Annotated in this window: 12 protein-coding genes and 1 tRNA gene; 7 read left to right on the top strand and 6 right to left on the bottom strand. The window is 48.9% G+C overall.

What is annotated here, in order from left to right:
• Window positions 1-7 precede the first annotated feature (7 nt).
• Window positions 8-2,269, top strand: a complete 2,262-nt coding sequence (locus tag ACO6V1_RS04365) for a hypothetical protein (RefSeq protein WP_422465942.1) — start codon at window positions 8-10, stop codon at window positions 2,267-2,269.
• Between the two features lie 16 nt (window positions 2,270-2,285).
• Here the strand turns inward: ACO6V1_RS04365 and chrA are convergent, their stop codons facing one another.
• Window positions 2,286-3,428, bottom strand: a complete 1,143-nt coding sequence (gene chrA / locus ACO6V1_RS04360; protein WP_422465940.1) for a chromate efflux transporter — start codon at window positions 3,426-3,428, stop codon at window positions 2,286-2,288.
• A gap of 80 nt (window positions 3,429-3,508) precedes the next feature.
• On the opposite strand from chrA, the gene ACO6V1_RS04355 reads away from it, so the two are divergent.
• From ACO6V1_RS04355 to ACO6V1_RS04335, 5 genes are all read left to right on the top strand, one after another.
• Entirely contained in the window at window positions 3,509-3,658 is a 150-nt protein-coding gene (locus ACO6V1_RS04355; RefSeq protein WP_422465994.1) for an Mpo1-like protein, read from the top strand.
• A 70-nt stretch (window positions 3,659-3,728) separates the two neighbouring features.
• Window positions 3,729-5,018 (top strand): hypothetical protein, encoded by a 1,290-nt coding sequence (locus ACO6V1_RS04350; protein ID WP_422465938.1) that lies wholly within the window; start codon window positions 3,729-3,731, stop codon window positions 5,016-5,018.
• Between the two features lie 365 nt (window positions 5,019-5,383).
• A complete protein-coding gene (locus tag ACO6V1_RS04345; protein WP_422465936.1) occupies window positions 5,384-7,249 on the top strand; it encodes an ABC transporter ATP-binding protein in 1,866 nt (621 codons plus the stop codon).
• A gap of 11 nt (window positions 7,250-7,260) precedes the next feature.
• Window positions 7,261-9,096: an ABC transporter ATP-binding protein gene (locus ACO6V1_RS04340; protein WP_422465934.1), complete on the top strand. Its 1,836-nt coding sequence runs from the start codon at window positions 7,261-7,263 to the stop codon at window positions 9,094-9,096.
• 165 nt (window positions 9,097-9,261) lie between these two features.
• Window positions 9,262-10,218 carry an ankyrin repeat domain-containing protein gene (locus ACO6V1_RS04335; protein ID WP_422447233.1) on the top strand — a complete coding sequence of 319 codons (957 nt, stop codon included), beginning with the start codon at window positions 9,262-9,264 and terminating at the stop codon, window positions 10,216-10,218.
• 222 nt (window positions 10,219-10,440) lie between these two features.
• On the opposite strand, the gene ACO6V1_RS04330 is transcribed toward ACO6V1_RS04335, so the two are convergent.
• From ACO6V1_RS04330 to ACO6V1_RS04320, 3 genes are all read right to left on the bottom strand, one after another.
• Window positions 10,441-10,517 (bottom strand) — tRNA-Arg (locus tag ACO6V1_RS04330).
• 135 nt (window positions 10,518-10,652) lie between these two features.
• On the bottom strand, window positions 10,653-11,228 hold the full coding sequence (locus ACO6V1_RS04325; RefSeq protein WP_422447235.1) for a hypothetical protein: 576 nt from the start codon (window positions 11,226-11,228) through the stop codon (window positions 10,653-10,655).
• A gap of 98 nt (window positions 11,229-11,326) precedes the next feature.
• A complete protein-coding gene (locus ACO6V1_RS04320) occupies window positions 11,327-11,935 on the bottom strand; it encodes a hypothetical protein (RefSeq protein ID WP_422465933.1) in 609 nt (202 codons plus the stop codon).
• Window positions 11,936-12,195: 260 nt separating this feature from the next.
• Here ACO6V1_RS04320 and ACO6V1_RS04315 point away from each other — a divergent pair, with 260 nt between their 5' ends.
• The gene (locus tag ACO6V1_RS04315) at window positions 12,196-14,202 is read left to right on the top strand and encodes a hypothetical protein (protein ID WP_422465931.1); all 2,007 of its coding nucleotides are present in this window, start codon (window positions 12,196-12,198) and stop codon (window positions 14,200-14,202) included.
• Window positions 14,203-14,252: 50 nt separating this feature from the next.
• Here the strand turns inward: ACO6V1_RS04315 and ACO6V1_RS04310 are convergent, their stop codons facing one another.
• Together ACO6V1_RS04310 and ACO6V1_RS04305 are read right to left on the bottom strand one after the other, a co-directional pair.
• Window positions 14,253-15,116, bottom strand: a complete 864-nt coding sequence (locus ACO6V1_RS04310) for a DMT family transporter (RefSeq protein WP_422447241.1) — start codon at window positions 15,114-15,116, stop codon at window positions 14,253-14,255.
• Window positions 15,117-15,434: 318 nt separating this feature from the next.
• Window positions 15,435-16,142, bottom strand: a 708-nt coding sequence (locus ACO6V1_RS04305; protein ID WP_422465929.1) for a hypothetical protein, incomplete at its 5' end; no start/stop codon positions are given.

Genomic DNA, 16,142 nt, shown 5'->3' with positions numbered 1-16,142 from the left:
TATCGATATGATCCATTCAAAATTGGCCCCATTCCCTCCCCTTGTTCATTTTAAAGATGTACTGAAAGCGAACAGTGAAACAGAAAAAAAGGTTAGCGCCGCTCTGTCTGTCAACCACCCCGATATTGAGTACCAGCCTGCAAATCATCCAAAAAAAATCAGAGAATACAAGCACATTGAAAGCATTACCGCCCCCTTGCCAACCAACAATTCTGACAAGTTATTTGCTTGCATTGTGGAAAAAGTGAATGAATTGATTAACAAGGATGCTACTGAATTGATTCATTATCTGAACAATGCCGACACGGTCGAAAAAATCAAATCACTGAAGGCCGAAGAAACATCAAAGCTCACCTGGATACTGTTTAATGGCCTTAATCGCCCTGACCTCCAATCCGCTATAGCCAGTCAAACCGGCCAATATCTGGTTTCCCGCCCAACGTCAGACCAGTTTATGGTGGGCTTCACAGGCAGCCTTATTGAAGAAAGCGGGCTATTGAAGCAAGCAGAGCGTGCAGGCGAAAACGTCTGGCTGGATGTCTTTCGCGCTCAGAATGCATCACATCTGCCAGAAAGCTCTACCAGACAATTATCGTTTCCTGTGGCCAGTGAAAATGAGGAGTACTTTGGGCTTGTTGATGGCAAAGCAACAAAAAATATTGCCGAATCCTGTCCAATCTGCCGGATTCCACAGACAGATCCCGGTGAGCACAATAAAATTTTCCACCCGAATAATCTGATGGCATTTGGGCCCGATCACCAACTCACCACACTGATTTATACACAAGATTTTTTAGCGTTCATGGCTGGCGACCAGTTAACTGCCGGGGAAAAAGAACGCCTGTTTCCACCGGCCCTGTGTCGCCTGTTTAATGAAAATGGCATCAATTACTCTGCCTTCAGTGAGAGCGCCCTGATTTTACCGGAAGCATTTCTCAGTCCTGCGCTATGCCAGGATATCGATAATTTACGAAACTTTGTCGTCCTATATATTGCTGAACACATATTCAATGGTGTTGACACTCCTGAGAAACTTACAGCGCTTACCAGGTGTTGCCGTTCGATGATAGAGTTCAGTACGCAAATACCGGTACTTGCCAGGGTCGGTGCTGAGATAGAAGCATTGCTTCAAGCGCAAAATATCCCAAAACCCAATGGTACCGTTGCGGATCGTTACTATGTCCAGAAATTTCCTGCTGCTATTCGATGGGAATCTATCCGGAGCAATGAACTCGACACTCCCAAACGTCTGCTCGCCCTGAATATGTTGCAACATCTCAATACCTACTCTTTCCTTGCTGGCAATAATAGCACGAACCATGAACAGCGCTTTTTCCAACGGAAACAAATGCAGGGCATCGTTCGCAAAGCCATGAACAAAGTCTGTGCAGACAGCGGCAGTGATTTACGCCCGGGCTCAGCGCCCATTTTTATTGGGTTTATTCCGCCGGTCATTGCCAACGCTATTGCCAGACAGCACGGTTTTCTTGACAGCAACTGGGCCGGTAATTTTTTACACGGCAAATATTCTCACCCATTGGCCCTCACCTGCCTGGCCAATCTCGCTAACCTGGATCAGACCCTGTTGAAAACCATCGTAGATAAGCATTTCTGGTCCATCATTCTCGATCAAAACCCATACAATCTCATTGATATAGAACTTGCATTCGCGGACTTACCATTTTTACGCGTTAACCACAGGGCAGCAGTCGCTAACTTTGCGACTTCACCTTTTAAGCATCAACAATTACTCACCACCGGACAGCTCTCGGTCAACCTGAAAGACATAGCCAAAGTGATTTCAATTCACCCTGTCGAAGCACAGGGTGATTTACTGCAAACACTTACCCGGCGTATGGGGATGGAGGACACGTTAACATTGGATAAGCTGCAACAGATAACCGAAAATATCCGGGTTCTTGAACTGGTGTTGTCAACCAAACACCTGAATTCAATGGAGGCGATGTACAAGGTAGATACAGATTCCAAAGATTTACCAGGGCACTGGAGGATTGAAAGTCCTGAAGGATTCCAAATTGGCAATACAACGTCCTCTGGTACTCAATTTGCAAGAATAAAAGCAAAAAAATATTTCCATAAAGATGGCTATCAGATTAAAGGAATCATCATAACTGATAAGAACAACATGTGTGATGAGAACCTGACATTGTTGGATATAACGAATGAGGAGAAGATTGAAAAATGTCACGCCTTTATCGTCTTTCCACCGGACTGCAAATACCAACAAAGTGAATTGGATAAAATGTAACTACATTTGCAGTGGTTTAAAGCACCAACACGCCAACGCCAATAAATAGCACCACCAGCCAGAAAACAGAAATCTTCAATGCACGCAGCAGGAAGCAGCCAATCAGAACCAGAGCCATCGCCATTGCCGAATGCACCGCAGAGGTAAATACCGGCGAGTAAAGTGCAGACAGCAGCAGCCCGACAACAGCAGCGTTAATACCGGCAATCGCCCCGGCAATCCGGGCTCGTGCAGCCAGAGCCTGCCAGGCAGGAAGGACACCAATCACCAGCAGAAAACCAGGCAGGAATATAGCTAGCGTCGCGGCAATAGCTCCCAGAATCGGAGTCGACCCGGAAGCAAAATATCCGAGATACGTAGCCAGGGTAAACATCGGGCCAGGTACCGCCTGGGCTGAGGCATAGCCAGTCAGGAAGGTATCGGTGCTGATCATGCCTTCCGTTGTGCTCTGCAGCAATGGCAGAACCACATGGCCACCGCCAAACACCATACTGCCCGCCTGATAGAAGTCACTGACTACGGCTGCCAGGGGGGAATAATCAGCCAGCAAAGGCAGGCCAAACAGTAAAACGGTAAACAGAATAAGTGGCCAGAAAACAAAGCGGCACCTGATCTGGCTGTCGTCCTTGCCCGGCAACCAGCGATAACCAATCAGGGCAGCTGCAACCAGAATAGCCATCTGAACCAGAATACCAGGAAACACCAGCAACAGGGCGGCACTGAAAATACACAGACTAATAGTCAACTGACTTTTACAGAAAGACCGGAACATCTGCACCGTGGCATCCGCCACCACAACAACGGCCAGCAGTTTCAAACCGGCAATCATCCCCTGGTACCAGTCAGCAGACAGAAACAGCTGACTGCTCATGGCTACCGCCAGCAGAATCGCAAAAGACGGTAAGGTAAAACCGGCAAACGCTGCAATGCCGCCGGGCAATCCTGCCTTCCGGTAGCCCAGGGCAAAGCCGATCTGGCTGGAACCGGGGCCCGGCAGGAACTGACTGAGAGCAATCAGTTGAGCATATTCAACATCGGTTAACCACTGGCGTTTTTCAACGAAGGTATTACGAAAATATCCGATATGGGCAGCCGGGCCGCCAAAGCTGGTCCAGCCCAGCAGGAAAAACCGCCAGAAAATAGTGAATAACTTAGCCACAGGCAACTTACCAAAATATTAATAATGTTATTAGCCAATGATAAACAGCTGTTGTTTATTATGTATATTGATTCTTTTTTCTGATCAAAAGCAATACCACCAATATTCAGGTCAGACTGGTCGGGCATTTCTTTTTTGAGCACAACAAACCCGCCACCTTTAAATACCCTGTTTACAGTTTTCTGGTCATGCTTAAAGACTTTCTGCCCGGGCGCTTTCGCAAAGGTTAACCAGGATATTGAATTTTCGGGCAAATAATGTGTCTGATCCAACACTCTTGTCAGCTTAAAGTGACCAATTATGCAGCCCAATACCTTATCATCTCAAGGGATGGCCAGTTTTGTGGAAGGACAGTCATCCAACACCGCTAAACCAGAGGATAGCCAGCCCCGGGGTGTGGCCTACGCCCGTAACGTCGTTGCTGCTCACAGTCGTTTACCCGGACTCGCCCACCCGGGGCATGGCAGCGAACATAGCGTTCCCGGGGAGCGACCCGCAGATGATGCAGATACACCGCCAGACACCGACTTAATCGCCCGGGTAATAACAGAAACAAAAGTTTTGTCAGCCCGGAATGAGCCGTTACCCCATAGCGGTATTAAGGTTATCACCGCTGGCAGTTATCGACCCGACGCGCTCAGTAAACCAATTGGCAAGACTGTGGTCTGTGACGATTCTGACCTCCCTTGCGGGCACACCTACCAGCCATATGTCTGGCTTTCCCCTTTTGCCCACCGTCTGCTGACTCCCACTATTGGGCAGTATGCATTTATTCAGCGTTGGGTCATTGATCAGCTGCGGATGTCAGAGGCTGAGGCCCGGCAAGACTTTCTGGCGCGGTTTGAACACCGTCTGGTTGATTATGGTTTTACCGGCCCTGACGGGGCAGAAAAAAATTACGGCGTATTTGCCAGAGCGAAAGTACCAGAAGGGGAGTTGCTCGGGATCTATTCGGGTATCGGGTATGTACTCAACAAACCATCGTGGACTAAAAAAAATCACAATTGGAAACTTGAATATTTGCATCAGAAGTTTACTGACGATATGCCAGATTTCATGAGTTACTACCGAACCATGATGGCCGGTCTCAGGGGTAAAGAGCAAACGCAGCGCACGCTTTCAAAATACACTCAGGAAGGGGCGGTTAACGACCCCTTTAGTCTGGTCGCCATTTTGCCGGACAACGAGCGTTATACGCCTTTTCACTTTGTGAATTCCGCCAACAGGACCGAAGATGTCAATACGTCTGTGGAGTTTATCGCTATCACAACCGATTTTGGCAATTTTACGATCCCCGTCTCTATTGCCGTCAAGGGCATTGCTGCCGGACAGGAGTTATTGATGGATTACTACGTCGATCCTGATGCCCACAAACAATCGTGCCTGGCGGGGACCGCAGCTGAGGAAAAAGCACGTTATAACAAGATTTTGCAAAGTCGTCTTGCCATAGTCAGAAAACTCAGTGATGATGTGCCCGGCAAAACGCCAATATCACCGTTTGTTGCCGCACCGGCTTATTATGTGTCGGAAGAAATCCGGAAACACAATCAGCGGTCAAGTCGCAAAAGAGCATTACTCCCGCGACATTGACGTATTTCGCGGTTGAGGTCGTGGGCTTGTTGACCTTGTTTTTTCGAGAGTCCCTGGACGAGACTTTTCCGGCAGGTGCGGTACCCGCAACCACCTGCCGATCACTTACGTCAGGCGTTGTATTTCAGGCGGTAACTATCAGCAACTATTATCCTATTACGTCCCCTGGCCACATCACTGCCTCGTACTCCGAACACCGAATTCGGTAATCACCTCGTTGACGATAAGAATCATTTTAAGTTCAATGGTCGGTTATTAATTAGCACAATAGAACCAAATTAAATTCATCGCGCTTTCTTCCTCAGCATGCCAATATCTTCCTGAACAAGCAGTCGCAGCAGGCAACGCAGAAAGCGATATGAAAAGTGTTAAACGCCCAGCACCCAAAAGGCCGTTCATTGAAACTACTCTGGAAACTCCGGTTTATTCTGAAGGACTACTGGCAGCAATACCTGCTGGCCTTTATCTGTCTGCAGATTGTCTCTGTCCTGAACCTGTTGCCACCCTGGCTGATTGGCCATGTGATTGACAGTATCAAAGACAACAGCCTTACCAACCGGGAACTGGCCGGTTATGTTGCCGGGATACTGATTACGGGTATCGTCGTCTATGGCTTCCGATATATCTGGCGAGCCAAGCTGTACGGTGCTTCCATTGAGCTGATCCGTCAGCAGCGCAGCCGGTTGTTTGCTCATTTTACCCGGCTCTCTCCGGAGTTTTATCAGCACCATACCACCGGTGACCTGATGGCCCATGCCACCAATGACCTCAATGCGGTTGAGGAGAGCGTTGGGGTCGGGATCATGACCCTGGTGGACTCCCTGATCGCCGGCTTTACCGTTCTGTTCGCCATGATATTCCTCGTCAGTGGTCAACTGACCCTACTGGCGATGCTGCCTTTCCCGGTACTGGTCTGGGCGACCAAGCGCTACGGTGTGGCCTTGTACTCACGCTTTGGTCGCTCTCAGGCTGCTTTTTCCAATCTGAACGAAGAGACCCGTGAATCCATCACCGGTATTCGTGCGGTCAAAGCACACCAGTTGACTGAACGACAAACCCGGCGTTTTGAACAGCTGTCCATGGAGGCGGTGGCAGCGAACAGCCGCGTTGCCAGGGTCGATGCCCTGTTTGGCCCGAGTATCAGCCTGTTTTTCGGGCTCTCTTTTGTACTGGCCCTGGTGGGTGGTGCCTGGCTGATCAGCCATGGACAGATGACGGTGGGCCTGTTAACCAGTTTCACCCTTTACCTTAGCCAGATGCTCGGCCCCATGCTGCAATTTGGCTGGCAGTTCAATGTCTTCCAGCGCGGCAGTGCCTCCTGGGGGCGTCTGGAAAAACTGCTGTCCCGCCAGCCCAAAGTGAGTAATGCACCGGATGCACGACAGGCTCCGGACGACACACGTCTTTCGATAAACATCCGGTCATTTGGTTATGACTCCGTTGCGGACCAGAAGCCGGTACTGCAGGGTATCTCTGCCGAGATACCCGCAGGCGCATTTATCGGGATTACCGGTCGTACCGGCAGCGGTAAAAGTACTCTGCTCCGGCTGATCCTGCGTGAATTTGATTTGCCTGAGGGCTCCTCCATCCAACTGGGCAATATTCCGCTGCCACAGCTGAGTGTGGCATCCCTGCGGAAAAAACTGGCCTGGGTCCCCCAGGAGCCCATGCTGTTCTCCGGCACCATCACCGACAACATTCGCTTCTCCACACCGGATGCCAGCCAGCAGGCCGTCGAACAGGCCGCCAGACTGGCAGCTATCGATGACGAAATCATGGGCTTTAAGGATGGCTACAACACCCTGCTGGGTGAGAACGGCATCAACCTGTCCGGAGGCCAGAAACAACGTCTGGCACTGGCCAGGGCCCTGCTGGCTGACAGTGAAATATTGCTGCTGGACGATGCCTTCAGTGCCCTGGATATGAAAACCGAAGCCCGTATTCTGAAAAACCTGATGGCCATGAAAGGTAAGAAAACCATCATTCTGGTCACGCAGCGGCTACCCGAGCTGATTAAGGCGGACCATATTCTGGTACTGGATCGTGGTCGTATTATCGAGCAGGGCAACCATGAACAACTGCTCTCTAAAGCTAAAGAAGCCACCGACCTGCCTGAACAGAATACGACCGAACACTGGTATGCAAAAATCTTCCGACAGCAGGCAAGAGCCCTGCTGCACCCTCTGGAAGTGAAGCCCGATGCCGTGAACAAACGGTCCGATGTTGCCTGAGGAATAATGCAGTGATCGCCAACGACGAGAAAAAAACATCAGGCTACCGGGGACTGGCCAGACTGGTTCGCTATGCCAAACCCTATCAATGGCCGTTTCTGGGTGCCTTTCTGATCCTGCTGCTGGCCACCAGCCTGGAAATGCTGGCACCGTGGCTGATGAAGATCATTCTGGATGAACATATCACCCCCGGAGTGAATGATGCCCTTCATGAATATATGGGCCTTGCCATCATGGGTGCAGCCCTGTTTGGTACTTATCTGGGTTCGGCCATTCTACAATACATACAGAATGTGATGTTTCAGGAAAATGCCCTGAAGGTGGTGCACGACATTCGACGGATGCTATTCGCCCATGTGCTGAAGCTGCCCATGCACTATTTTGACAGCGAACCAACCGGCCGCCTGGTATCCCGCATCACCAATGATTCGGAAGTACTGCGCCAGATGTTTGTGGGCGTGATTCCGGCGATTCTGCAGGCCTTTTTCCGGGTGGTGGGTATCTTTATTGCCATGGCCCTGCTGGATATCCGACTGATGTTGATGACAGCGCTGCTGATTCCGGTCATGCTGCTGGCGATTCACCTCTACCAGAAAATCAGCCACCCTGTCATTCACGGAGTTCGCAGCCAGCTGGCCAACATCAATACCCGTGTCAACGAATCCCTCAATGGCATGCGTATTATCCAGGCCATGGGACAGGAAGCGCACCTGCAACAACAGTTTGACCGGGACAATGAACAGTGGAGCCAGCTCAAGCAAAAGAACATCAATATCGACAGCCTGCTGCTGATGCCTTTCACGCACCTGCTCAATGGTATTGCCCTGGCCGTTGTGGTGGGCTGGTTTGGCTATCGGTCCGGGTTTTCTCTGGTCGAGGTGGGTACGCTCTACGCCTTTATCAATTACCTTGGACGATTCTTTGAACCTTTCCGGCAGATCACCATGCAGATGAGCAGCCTGCAGCAATCTCTGGTGGCCTCGGAAAGACTGTTCCAGGTATTGAACGAAAAGACAGAAGACACTCACTATGGTCAGGGCAATGGTCAGAGCCCGGAGATTCATAGTGGCAAGCTGGCATTCAATAACGTAACACTGTCTTATGACTCGAAAAACCTGGCGCTGGATAATGTCAGCTTCACCGTCGAGCCGGGGCAGTTTGTTGCCATTGTGGGTCACAGTGGCAGTGGTAAAAGCTCGGTGATCAACCTGTTGATGCGCTTCTATCAACACCAGGAAGGCCAGATTCTGATCGATAACCAGCCTTTGTCCACCCTGCCGGAAGACACATTGCGCCAGGGGTTGGGTCTGGTATTCCAGGAGCCTTATATTTTCAGTGGCACGATGGCCGAAAATATCAGCCTGAACCATCGCCAGATCACCGATGAACACATTCAGGCAGCGGCCAGAAAAGTGCATGCGGACCCGTTTATCCGGGGGCTGGAAGAAGGCTATGAACATAAGCCCGGACCCGGAGGCAAAGCACTGTCCACCGGTGAAAGGCAGCTATTGTCATTTGCCAGGACCATTGCCCAGAATCCGAAAATTCTGCTGCTGGATGAAGCCACCGCCAATATCGATGGTGAGACAGAGCACCATATTAAAGAGGCGCTGATTACTCTGCGGGAAAACCGGACCACCATTGCCGTGGCTCACCGTCTGTCAACCATTCAGGATGCCGACCAGATTCTGGTGATGGATAAAGGCAAAATTGTTCAGCGTGGCACCCATGAACAGCTGCTGCAACAGGAAGGACACTATCGCGATCTTTACCTGGCACAGCAAACTGAAGAGCAGCTGGGCAGCACTGCGCAGTCAGGCCTGATGGTGACCGCAGCCAGCGCCTGATAACCCGGCCATAAACTAATAATGAATAATTGGGCTGCGGGGCTTACCCCCCCCCCTGTTGGCAGAGGATGTCATCGGCAGTTTTTCTATTTCTGTACGAAAGTTTGAACTTTTCCGGTTTTTTGTAACCTAAGTACTAAAACACTATGAGGAATAGACTGACCTATGCATATTTCAGCAGCCCAACCCGCAATGTGCGAGTTGTTAGAAGATATGATCTCGGAGGTAAGAGAATATGAAAACGAATGCCCCATCTGCTACGAGCAACTCGATGGGCGTCAAGTATCTCCCGTCATCGTGACTGAATGTCAGCATCGCTATCATGTGAACTGTTTCGCTGAACACATGCGTGAAACACCTATAACCTCTCGCTCGGCGTGTCCGATTTGTCGGCAATTTCCGTTACCGGCGGTACGAGAATCGGGTGCCTTGCTTCATGAAGACTCCCCCTATTGCGAAGATCTGCCATTGCAAGCCTGCAGAACTGGAGACGTGGAAACGTTACAAAAATTGTTGACGCAGGATAAAACCATTGCCCGGAAGACGTTCAGATCTGCAGTTACAGGGAAAAATGTTTATTTACTGTACGTGACTGCCTTCAAGGGGCATCTCGCCTGCGTTCAAACCCTGATTGCTGCTGGGGCAGATGTCAACGCCGCCCTGGCTGATGGGTCTACCCCTATGTACATTGCTGCCCGGAAAAACTATAGCGACATCCTGCAAACCCTGCTCAATGCAGGGGCGGATCCCAACGCCGCCCCTTCTGAGGATGGTATCACCCCTTTGCACATCGCTGTCTACAAGAACAACATAGACTGCTTGCCAACCCTGCTCAATGGCGGGGCTAATATCAACGCTGTCACGGCTTCAAGATCCATGCTTCCAAGAGCCACCCCTTTGCACATCGCTGTCTGGCGAAATAGCATAGCCTGCCTGGAACCCCTGCTCAATGGCGGGGCCAGTATCAAGGCTACCACGACTTCAGGAGCCACCCCATTGAAACTCGCAGTCCTCCTGAACAATGAGACCTGCCGACAAGCCCTGATCACTGCCGAGGAGAATCTAAAAGCCCACTCAAAAAAAAGATGGAGATTATTTAGCTTTAATAAAAAACCACGATAATCAGAATTATCCGGTTTTAACTGCATCGTCAACGCCACTGCTTACCGGAGTATGTCTTACGCAACTCTTCTGTAGGGATTAACCAATTTGTCACAAACCTGTTTTTTGTCAGTGGCAGAGCCCGCCTTCTGGTAATCCCTTGCGTAACAACACGACAGAAGTTTAACAGCTACTTTTTTGCGGACAAAAAAAAGCCCATCATCAAGATGGGCTTTTCTGATATGGCGCGCTCGGGAGGATTCGAACCTCCGACCGCCTGGTTCGTAGCCAGGTACTCTATCCAGCTGAGCTACGAGCGCGCTGCGTCAACGAGGGCGAATCATACTTAAATTCCTGCCGGAGTCAACAATAATCGTTCAACTCACTGGCAGAAAGGCTGACCTCGGCAAACCAGCGTATATTCAGAGAAACACTCAACTGCCCTGGGCAGACTGTCAAGGCTGTTTGTCACCATAGATGAAATCATGCAACTCTCTAAACTGATGGCGAAGATCGCTCAACATAGTTTTGGAATGATCTTCAGCACATGAATGCCCATCTCGTTTTATTTCATCGTAGGCAAATCCAGTGGTTACCAGGCCGTAAATTCCAAAATTAATACCCTCAGCAATCAGCATGGTTGGGTTTACAAGCACCGGCAAAGAGGCCACGACCCCAGCCGCACCAACGATTTGACCAGGAAGCCAGCCAAGATTAGCACCCCGGTGGAAATCTTTGATGACGTATTCCTTCAGGGGCTTTGTTGACTTCTCGCACAGACCCAGCTTTGCTCCTGCCGCTCTGGCCAGCTTGACAGAACCACCTCTTATGGCACCGACAGCAGCACCACCGACACCACATATGACCTCAGTACTTATGCTTAAGGACTCAAATAAAACGTAGGGAACAGCTATAAACAACTTGCATACAACTCGACCAAAGCACTTTGCAGCTCTTACCGATGCCTCTCCAGTTGAAGGGATGGGTGTTGTTGTTGCATTAGGAACGACAGGAACGGTGACAGAATCCATTTTATGTTACCTCCATTAGTATTCTTATTGGTTAATCCCTGCTGCAGGAATTAGCTGCATTAACAGGGAATAAACCGGGCTCATTAAACGACTATTTTTTAGTGAATTATATCGTTAGGGTTGAAAGTACTGCCTTCATCCAGTTCACCATAAAGGAAATCATGAAAATTTCTGACCTGTTGACGGGTACCTTTCAATAAATTTTTGGAAAATTCTTCCGTATCCGAGTGTCCAGTGGCTTTGATTTCCTTGTAGGCAATGACACCTTCTGCAATGGCGTATGTGCCAAAAACAGCGCCACAAACACCAAGTGTGATGGGGTGCGCAAGCAGCAGTAAATTGGACGCCACCACAGCAGCTCCAATGATTTGACCGGGAAGCCAGCCAACATTAGCACCCCGATGGAAGTCTTTGATGATGTATTCCTTCAGAGGCTTTGTTGACCTCTCGCACAGGCCAAGCTTTGCTCCTGCCGCTCTGGCCAGCTTGACAGTGCCACCTCTTACGGCACCGACAGCAGCACCACCAGCACCAAATATGCATTCAGTGCCTATGCTAAAGGCGTGATACAAAACATAAGGAACGACGATGGCCATCTTGCATAGAGTTCGACCAAAGCATTTTGCAGCTCTGACCGATGCCTCACGAGTGGAAGGGATAGGGTTTATTGTTTGATCAAGACTGACAGGAAAACTTGCAGCATCCATAATACGCTATCTCCATGAGCTTATTAGTAATTGGATTACCAGTTAACAATTTACCTTGCCATAAATCACTAACAGGCCAGTCAGATACGATAACAGACAACAATGACGGTCCAGTGAGCTAAACCGCGTCATCATCGGCAATTCTTTATCCACATCAATGTTGTTTTCCTGCTCCGAATAGCATCAATCTTCGGTTTAATTCTCCGCAGGCTCTACTATCCTGAACCTTCCTGTTATCAGGTTAACCGGAAGGTCTGTCTATGTATTGCATCGTCAAACACCTCAAAACCAGCGATGTCCATCAGGTCCATCAGGAAGTACAAAGTCCCGTTGAATTTTCGGCCAGTGGCTTTGGCCGGTTTATTGGCACATTGTCGGGTGATTCACTGGCTAACCTGTTAAGTTATCTTTCGATTCAAGATCTGGCTAACCTGGAGTTGTCGTCCCGCAGGGTACGTACCATTTTGCATGATAAATGTGGCCTGTCGGTAAGCCAGCTCCACAAGTACTACCAGTACTTTTTATCCCTGCCAAAGGCAGAGCAGCATTTTTATCAGGCGATGGCCACCGGTAATCAGCAACTGCTGCACCACCTCAGGACGGTACCCACCGTTTTCAGTCCCTGTCACCCTGTCCAGTGCAGACCAGAAGCGCTTTGTGCCTATTACACCAACCATTTCTGTCAACAGGTGATTCATGCACCATCAGTCACTCTGAAAGCTTCCGGGCGTATGGAGTTCCTGCCGATTGTGTCGGCTTTTTTCCTGAACACCAACCACAACTGCCTGATCAATGAAGACAGCCGGGCCAGAGCCATGCATATCTGGGCTCCGGACAACAGTGGTAGCTGGCATCGGGAGTGTTCGATGGATTACACGACGGGAATAAACATGCACAACCAGCCCGGGGGCAATATTCTGTTTCTCCCCTCTCGCCGGTCGTCCGGTGAGCCATCCGTGCCTGACCGCGGTGGTAGTGCTCACGAATTCTTGTTGTCAGTTGTCAGGCGCAGTGATTCCGGTAACTGGTCCGAGGTTCAGCAAATGACAGGAGCCGATATTTATCACAGCCTGGGTCACCGTCGTATAAATGAAATGATCGTATCCGACGATGGCAAGTCGCTGGTGTGCATTGACCGTAAATCGGGAGGGGCCATCCTGTGTTGCGGGACCGATGGCAACTGGCGGCATAATAATGCTTTAAGCTGGGGTGATAACCATGAAATTCGTTTTAGTCCTGATAGCCAATATCTTGCCCTGTTCGACGGTGCTGAGGTCTCTTTCATCACCCGGTGTGATGATGGGTTATGGTCATGTAGCAGCAAAATTGACTTTGGGCTGAGCAGCGATGCTGCTGCAGCCAGCCGGGCAGCGTTGGACAATGACCGACTGTTTGACAATATGGAGTTTGATATGGCATTCAGCCCGGATAGTCGCCATTTTGCCGCATGGTCTGATGACCTCGGGATATACGATGAGACGATTCCGGGTGCAGAAAAAGAGTTTTATGTCAAAGTTGCCGGGCTTGATCATAACCAACGCTGGTCACACAAGGTGACCATTACCAAAACACACAGTGACCCACACCACTGCTTTTTGCTCAGCGTTGATTTTAGCCCTGATGGCAGACTGCTGGTTGTTGCCACTATCAATGGCTTCGACATCTGGAGCCTGGACGACGACAGCTGTTCGCCGGTTATGGAGGATCAGGCTTATATTGACGGAGCAGGGCAAGTGCTGCGGGACCTGCCAGACATTAAGTTTTCCATGAACTCACGGCTGCTGTGTTTTATGATGGCAGCGTCGTCGCTGAGTGTAGACGACAATGAACTGAGAGCCAGTATCTGGCACCGTGGTGAGTCAGGACAGTGGGAGTGGGCACACGCACTGAATTCCAGCACCCTCCTGAAGGCCAGCCCCCGGGGCAATGCGCTGGTGTGCGGAGGTAAATCAGAGAGCACGGAAATATATCGGTACACTGGTAGCGGTCAATGGTCGATGCAACGTGTTAACCTGTCTATTCTGGAGGCACACTTTAACCGGCAAGGCTGCCTGCTTGCCGCACGAACCGACGACGGCAGCCTGTTGCTCCTTGGGTTGAGCAGCGACGGAACCTGGCAGGAAAAAAACCGATGGCGGCCAGAAGGACAGATCAGAGATTTTGAGTTCAGCTCCTGCAGCCGCTCTTTACAAACCAGGGTATATCACAACGGGAAAGAGGTCCTCACTTTCTGGCAGATCACGCCTGATTTGGGGGCTGCCCGATGAATGTCCGGTGCTATCGTTTTTACTTTTGACTCCGGAGACGCTCGTTTGTGTTATTTTTTTGTTTGCAGAGGTTTCCCAACGTATTGTTTACCGGATATCACCGTGAATATCCCACCAAGTATAACAATTGAGGATAGAACCAATCGCATGGATACAGCCTCATCAATGAGTAATGTGCCGCCTGCTGCTGCCATTACAGGCACCAGAAGTTGCACAACAGCAGCTTGTACTGCAGAAAGTCTGCCTAATGCTATGTACCACAGGGTATAACCAATGCCTGAGGTCAGAGCGCCTGCCAAAACTGCAAGAATAATTCCTTTCAGGGAAAGGTGTGAGGATTCAATAGTAAGAACTGTCAGGGCGATAAGGAAAGGCAACGTTCTAATAAAGTTACACATTGTATCACTCAACGGATTGGTGGATTCTTTACCCGCTAACGTATACATCCCCCATGCAATGCCAGAGACTGCCATCAGAATAAAACCATTCAGGGAAGGTGTGGATAAGGTTGGTGCCACCAAATACATGAAGCCAGAAAAAGCGGTAGTAATACCAATCCATTCAATGAAGCGAACTTTTACGCCTGAAATAAAATTGGCCAGAATCATGGTGATTTGCACCGAGGTAAACAGGATTAGTGCCCCAATTCCGGTATCTAAAATAATGTATGCATAGGAGAAGGTAACGGCATAAATAAACAACATAACGGAAGCATACCAGCTGCCTTTTGCAATTTTTTTGTCACCAGGGTTTAGTAATTTATAGAGTACAACCAGAGAAATGATACCAGACAAGAGACGAATAGAAGTAAAGCTTGCAGCATCTATTTCTTGTTCACCCAAAGCCATTCTGCAAAGAATGGAATTTCCAGCAAAAGCCAGGAGGGATATTGTAGTGAGTATAACTGCTTTCATTATTGAATTAAATATTTAATGAGTTGGGTAAAAACATAACACCTGGGTTACGGGACACCGAAGGCATCCCGGACACAACGTCAAATACCAGGTGTTATGCAATTTTCCTCATGGCTTGCAGACCAGGAGACTGTCGGACTTAAGGCTATTGAAACAGTTTTTCGGATTTTTACTGCCCGACTGTACCAGACGTTGGCATGGTTGAATAGACTCTGTTGGTACAACTATACGCGGTGAACAAGGTGAGAAATGACTGAGATAATCCGATAAAAAATGCAATAGAAAAATAAACTTTTCACGACTACCTCACCAATCAAGTTAAACAGGCTTATGAATATATTGTGAAGTATGGTAGAGGACAGGATTTAAAACTCTCTCTCTATCCTCAATAAAATCTCCTTCGTCATTAAGGAACATATCTGATTCATATAAATCATGCCATATATTATTCCCACGCGGACATCCATCATACAATGATTGAAAATGAGTAGCTTCATCCATTGTAAGACCCTGAGCTGTTGCCACCATGACGGGAAGCAGACGATTGAATCTTGCTAAATGAGCCAGTTCAAGAGCATTACTGTTTGCCCATGTTATACGCTGACGCAGTAACTCATTGGTATAAAAAGGTAATAGATCCAAAGCCAGCTCTTCATTGTTTGTTTTAATTGCTAATACCAGGGGGGTATTTTTTCCAAACTGTCCTGACATTATTTTTTGATTTGGCGTAATCAATAATTCATGGTTTGTTTCTTTGAGATAATTTAATAAAGCTCTTGATAAAGTTTTATCTCTGGCTGCAATTGCTGCAGTAAATGGCGTATTTACAAAAGGTGTCGCATCAAATTCCAGCAATGTAGATTCAACTCCTTCTCTTTTCAGAAGCACTGCAATAAACTCTTCCCGCTCTTTTGAATTTAAATTTCTTTTTGCTTCAATTTTTGGCGTATTGGTAATATCAACAATAACATTAAATAACACATTGGGCCTGAAAGCACTTCCTCTATAGGCAAAAGGATCACCTCC

Source organism: Endozoicomonas sp. ALC013 (assembly GCF_049310205.1).
Lineage (GTDB): Bacteria > Pseudomonadota > Gammaproteobacteria > Pseudomonadales > Endozoicomonadaceae > Endozoicomonas.
Note: the sequence above shows the minus strand (reverse complement) of the source record. Positions and strands in the feature narration are given on the sequence as shown.

Bases quoted from the DNA above. Each gene is read 5' to 3' on its own strand.
- ACO6V1_RS04350 (WP_422465938.1), top strand. From the start codon at position 3,729: ATGCAGCCCAATACCTTATCATCTCAAGGGATGGCCAGTTTTGTGGAA.
- ACO6V1_RS04310 (WP_422447241.1), bottom strand. From the start codon at position 15,116: ATGAAAGCAGTTATACTCACTACAATATCCCTCCTGGCTTTTGCTGGA.
- ACO6V1_RS04320 (WP_422465933.1), bottom strand. From the start codon at position 11,935: ATGGATGCTGCAAGTTTTCCTGTCAGTCTTGATCAAACAATAAACCCT.
- ACO6V1_RS04335 (WP_422447233.1), top strand. From the start codon at position 9,262: ATGCATATTTCAGCAGCCCAACCCGCAATGTGCGAGTTGTTAGAAGAT.
- ACO6V1_RS04325 (WP_422447235.1), bottom strand. From the start codon at position 11,228: ATGGATTCTGTCACCGTTCCTGTCGTTCCTAATGCAACAACAACACCC.
- ACO6V1_RS04365 (WP_422465942.1), top strand. From the start codon at position 8: ATGATCCATTCAAAATTGGCCCCATTCCCTCCCCTTGTTCATTTTAAA.
- ACO6V1_RS04315 (WP_422465931.1), top strand. From the start codon at position 12,196: ATGTATTGCATCGTCAAACACCTCAAAACCAGCGATGTCCATCAGGTC.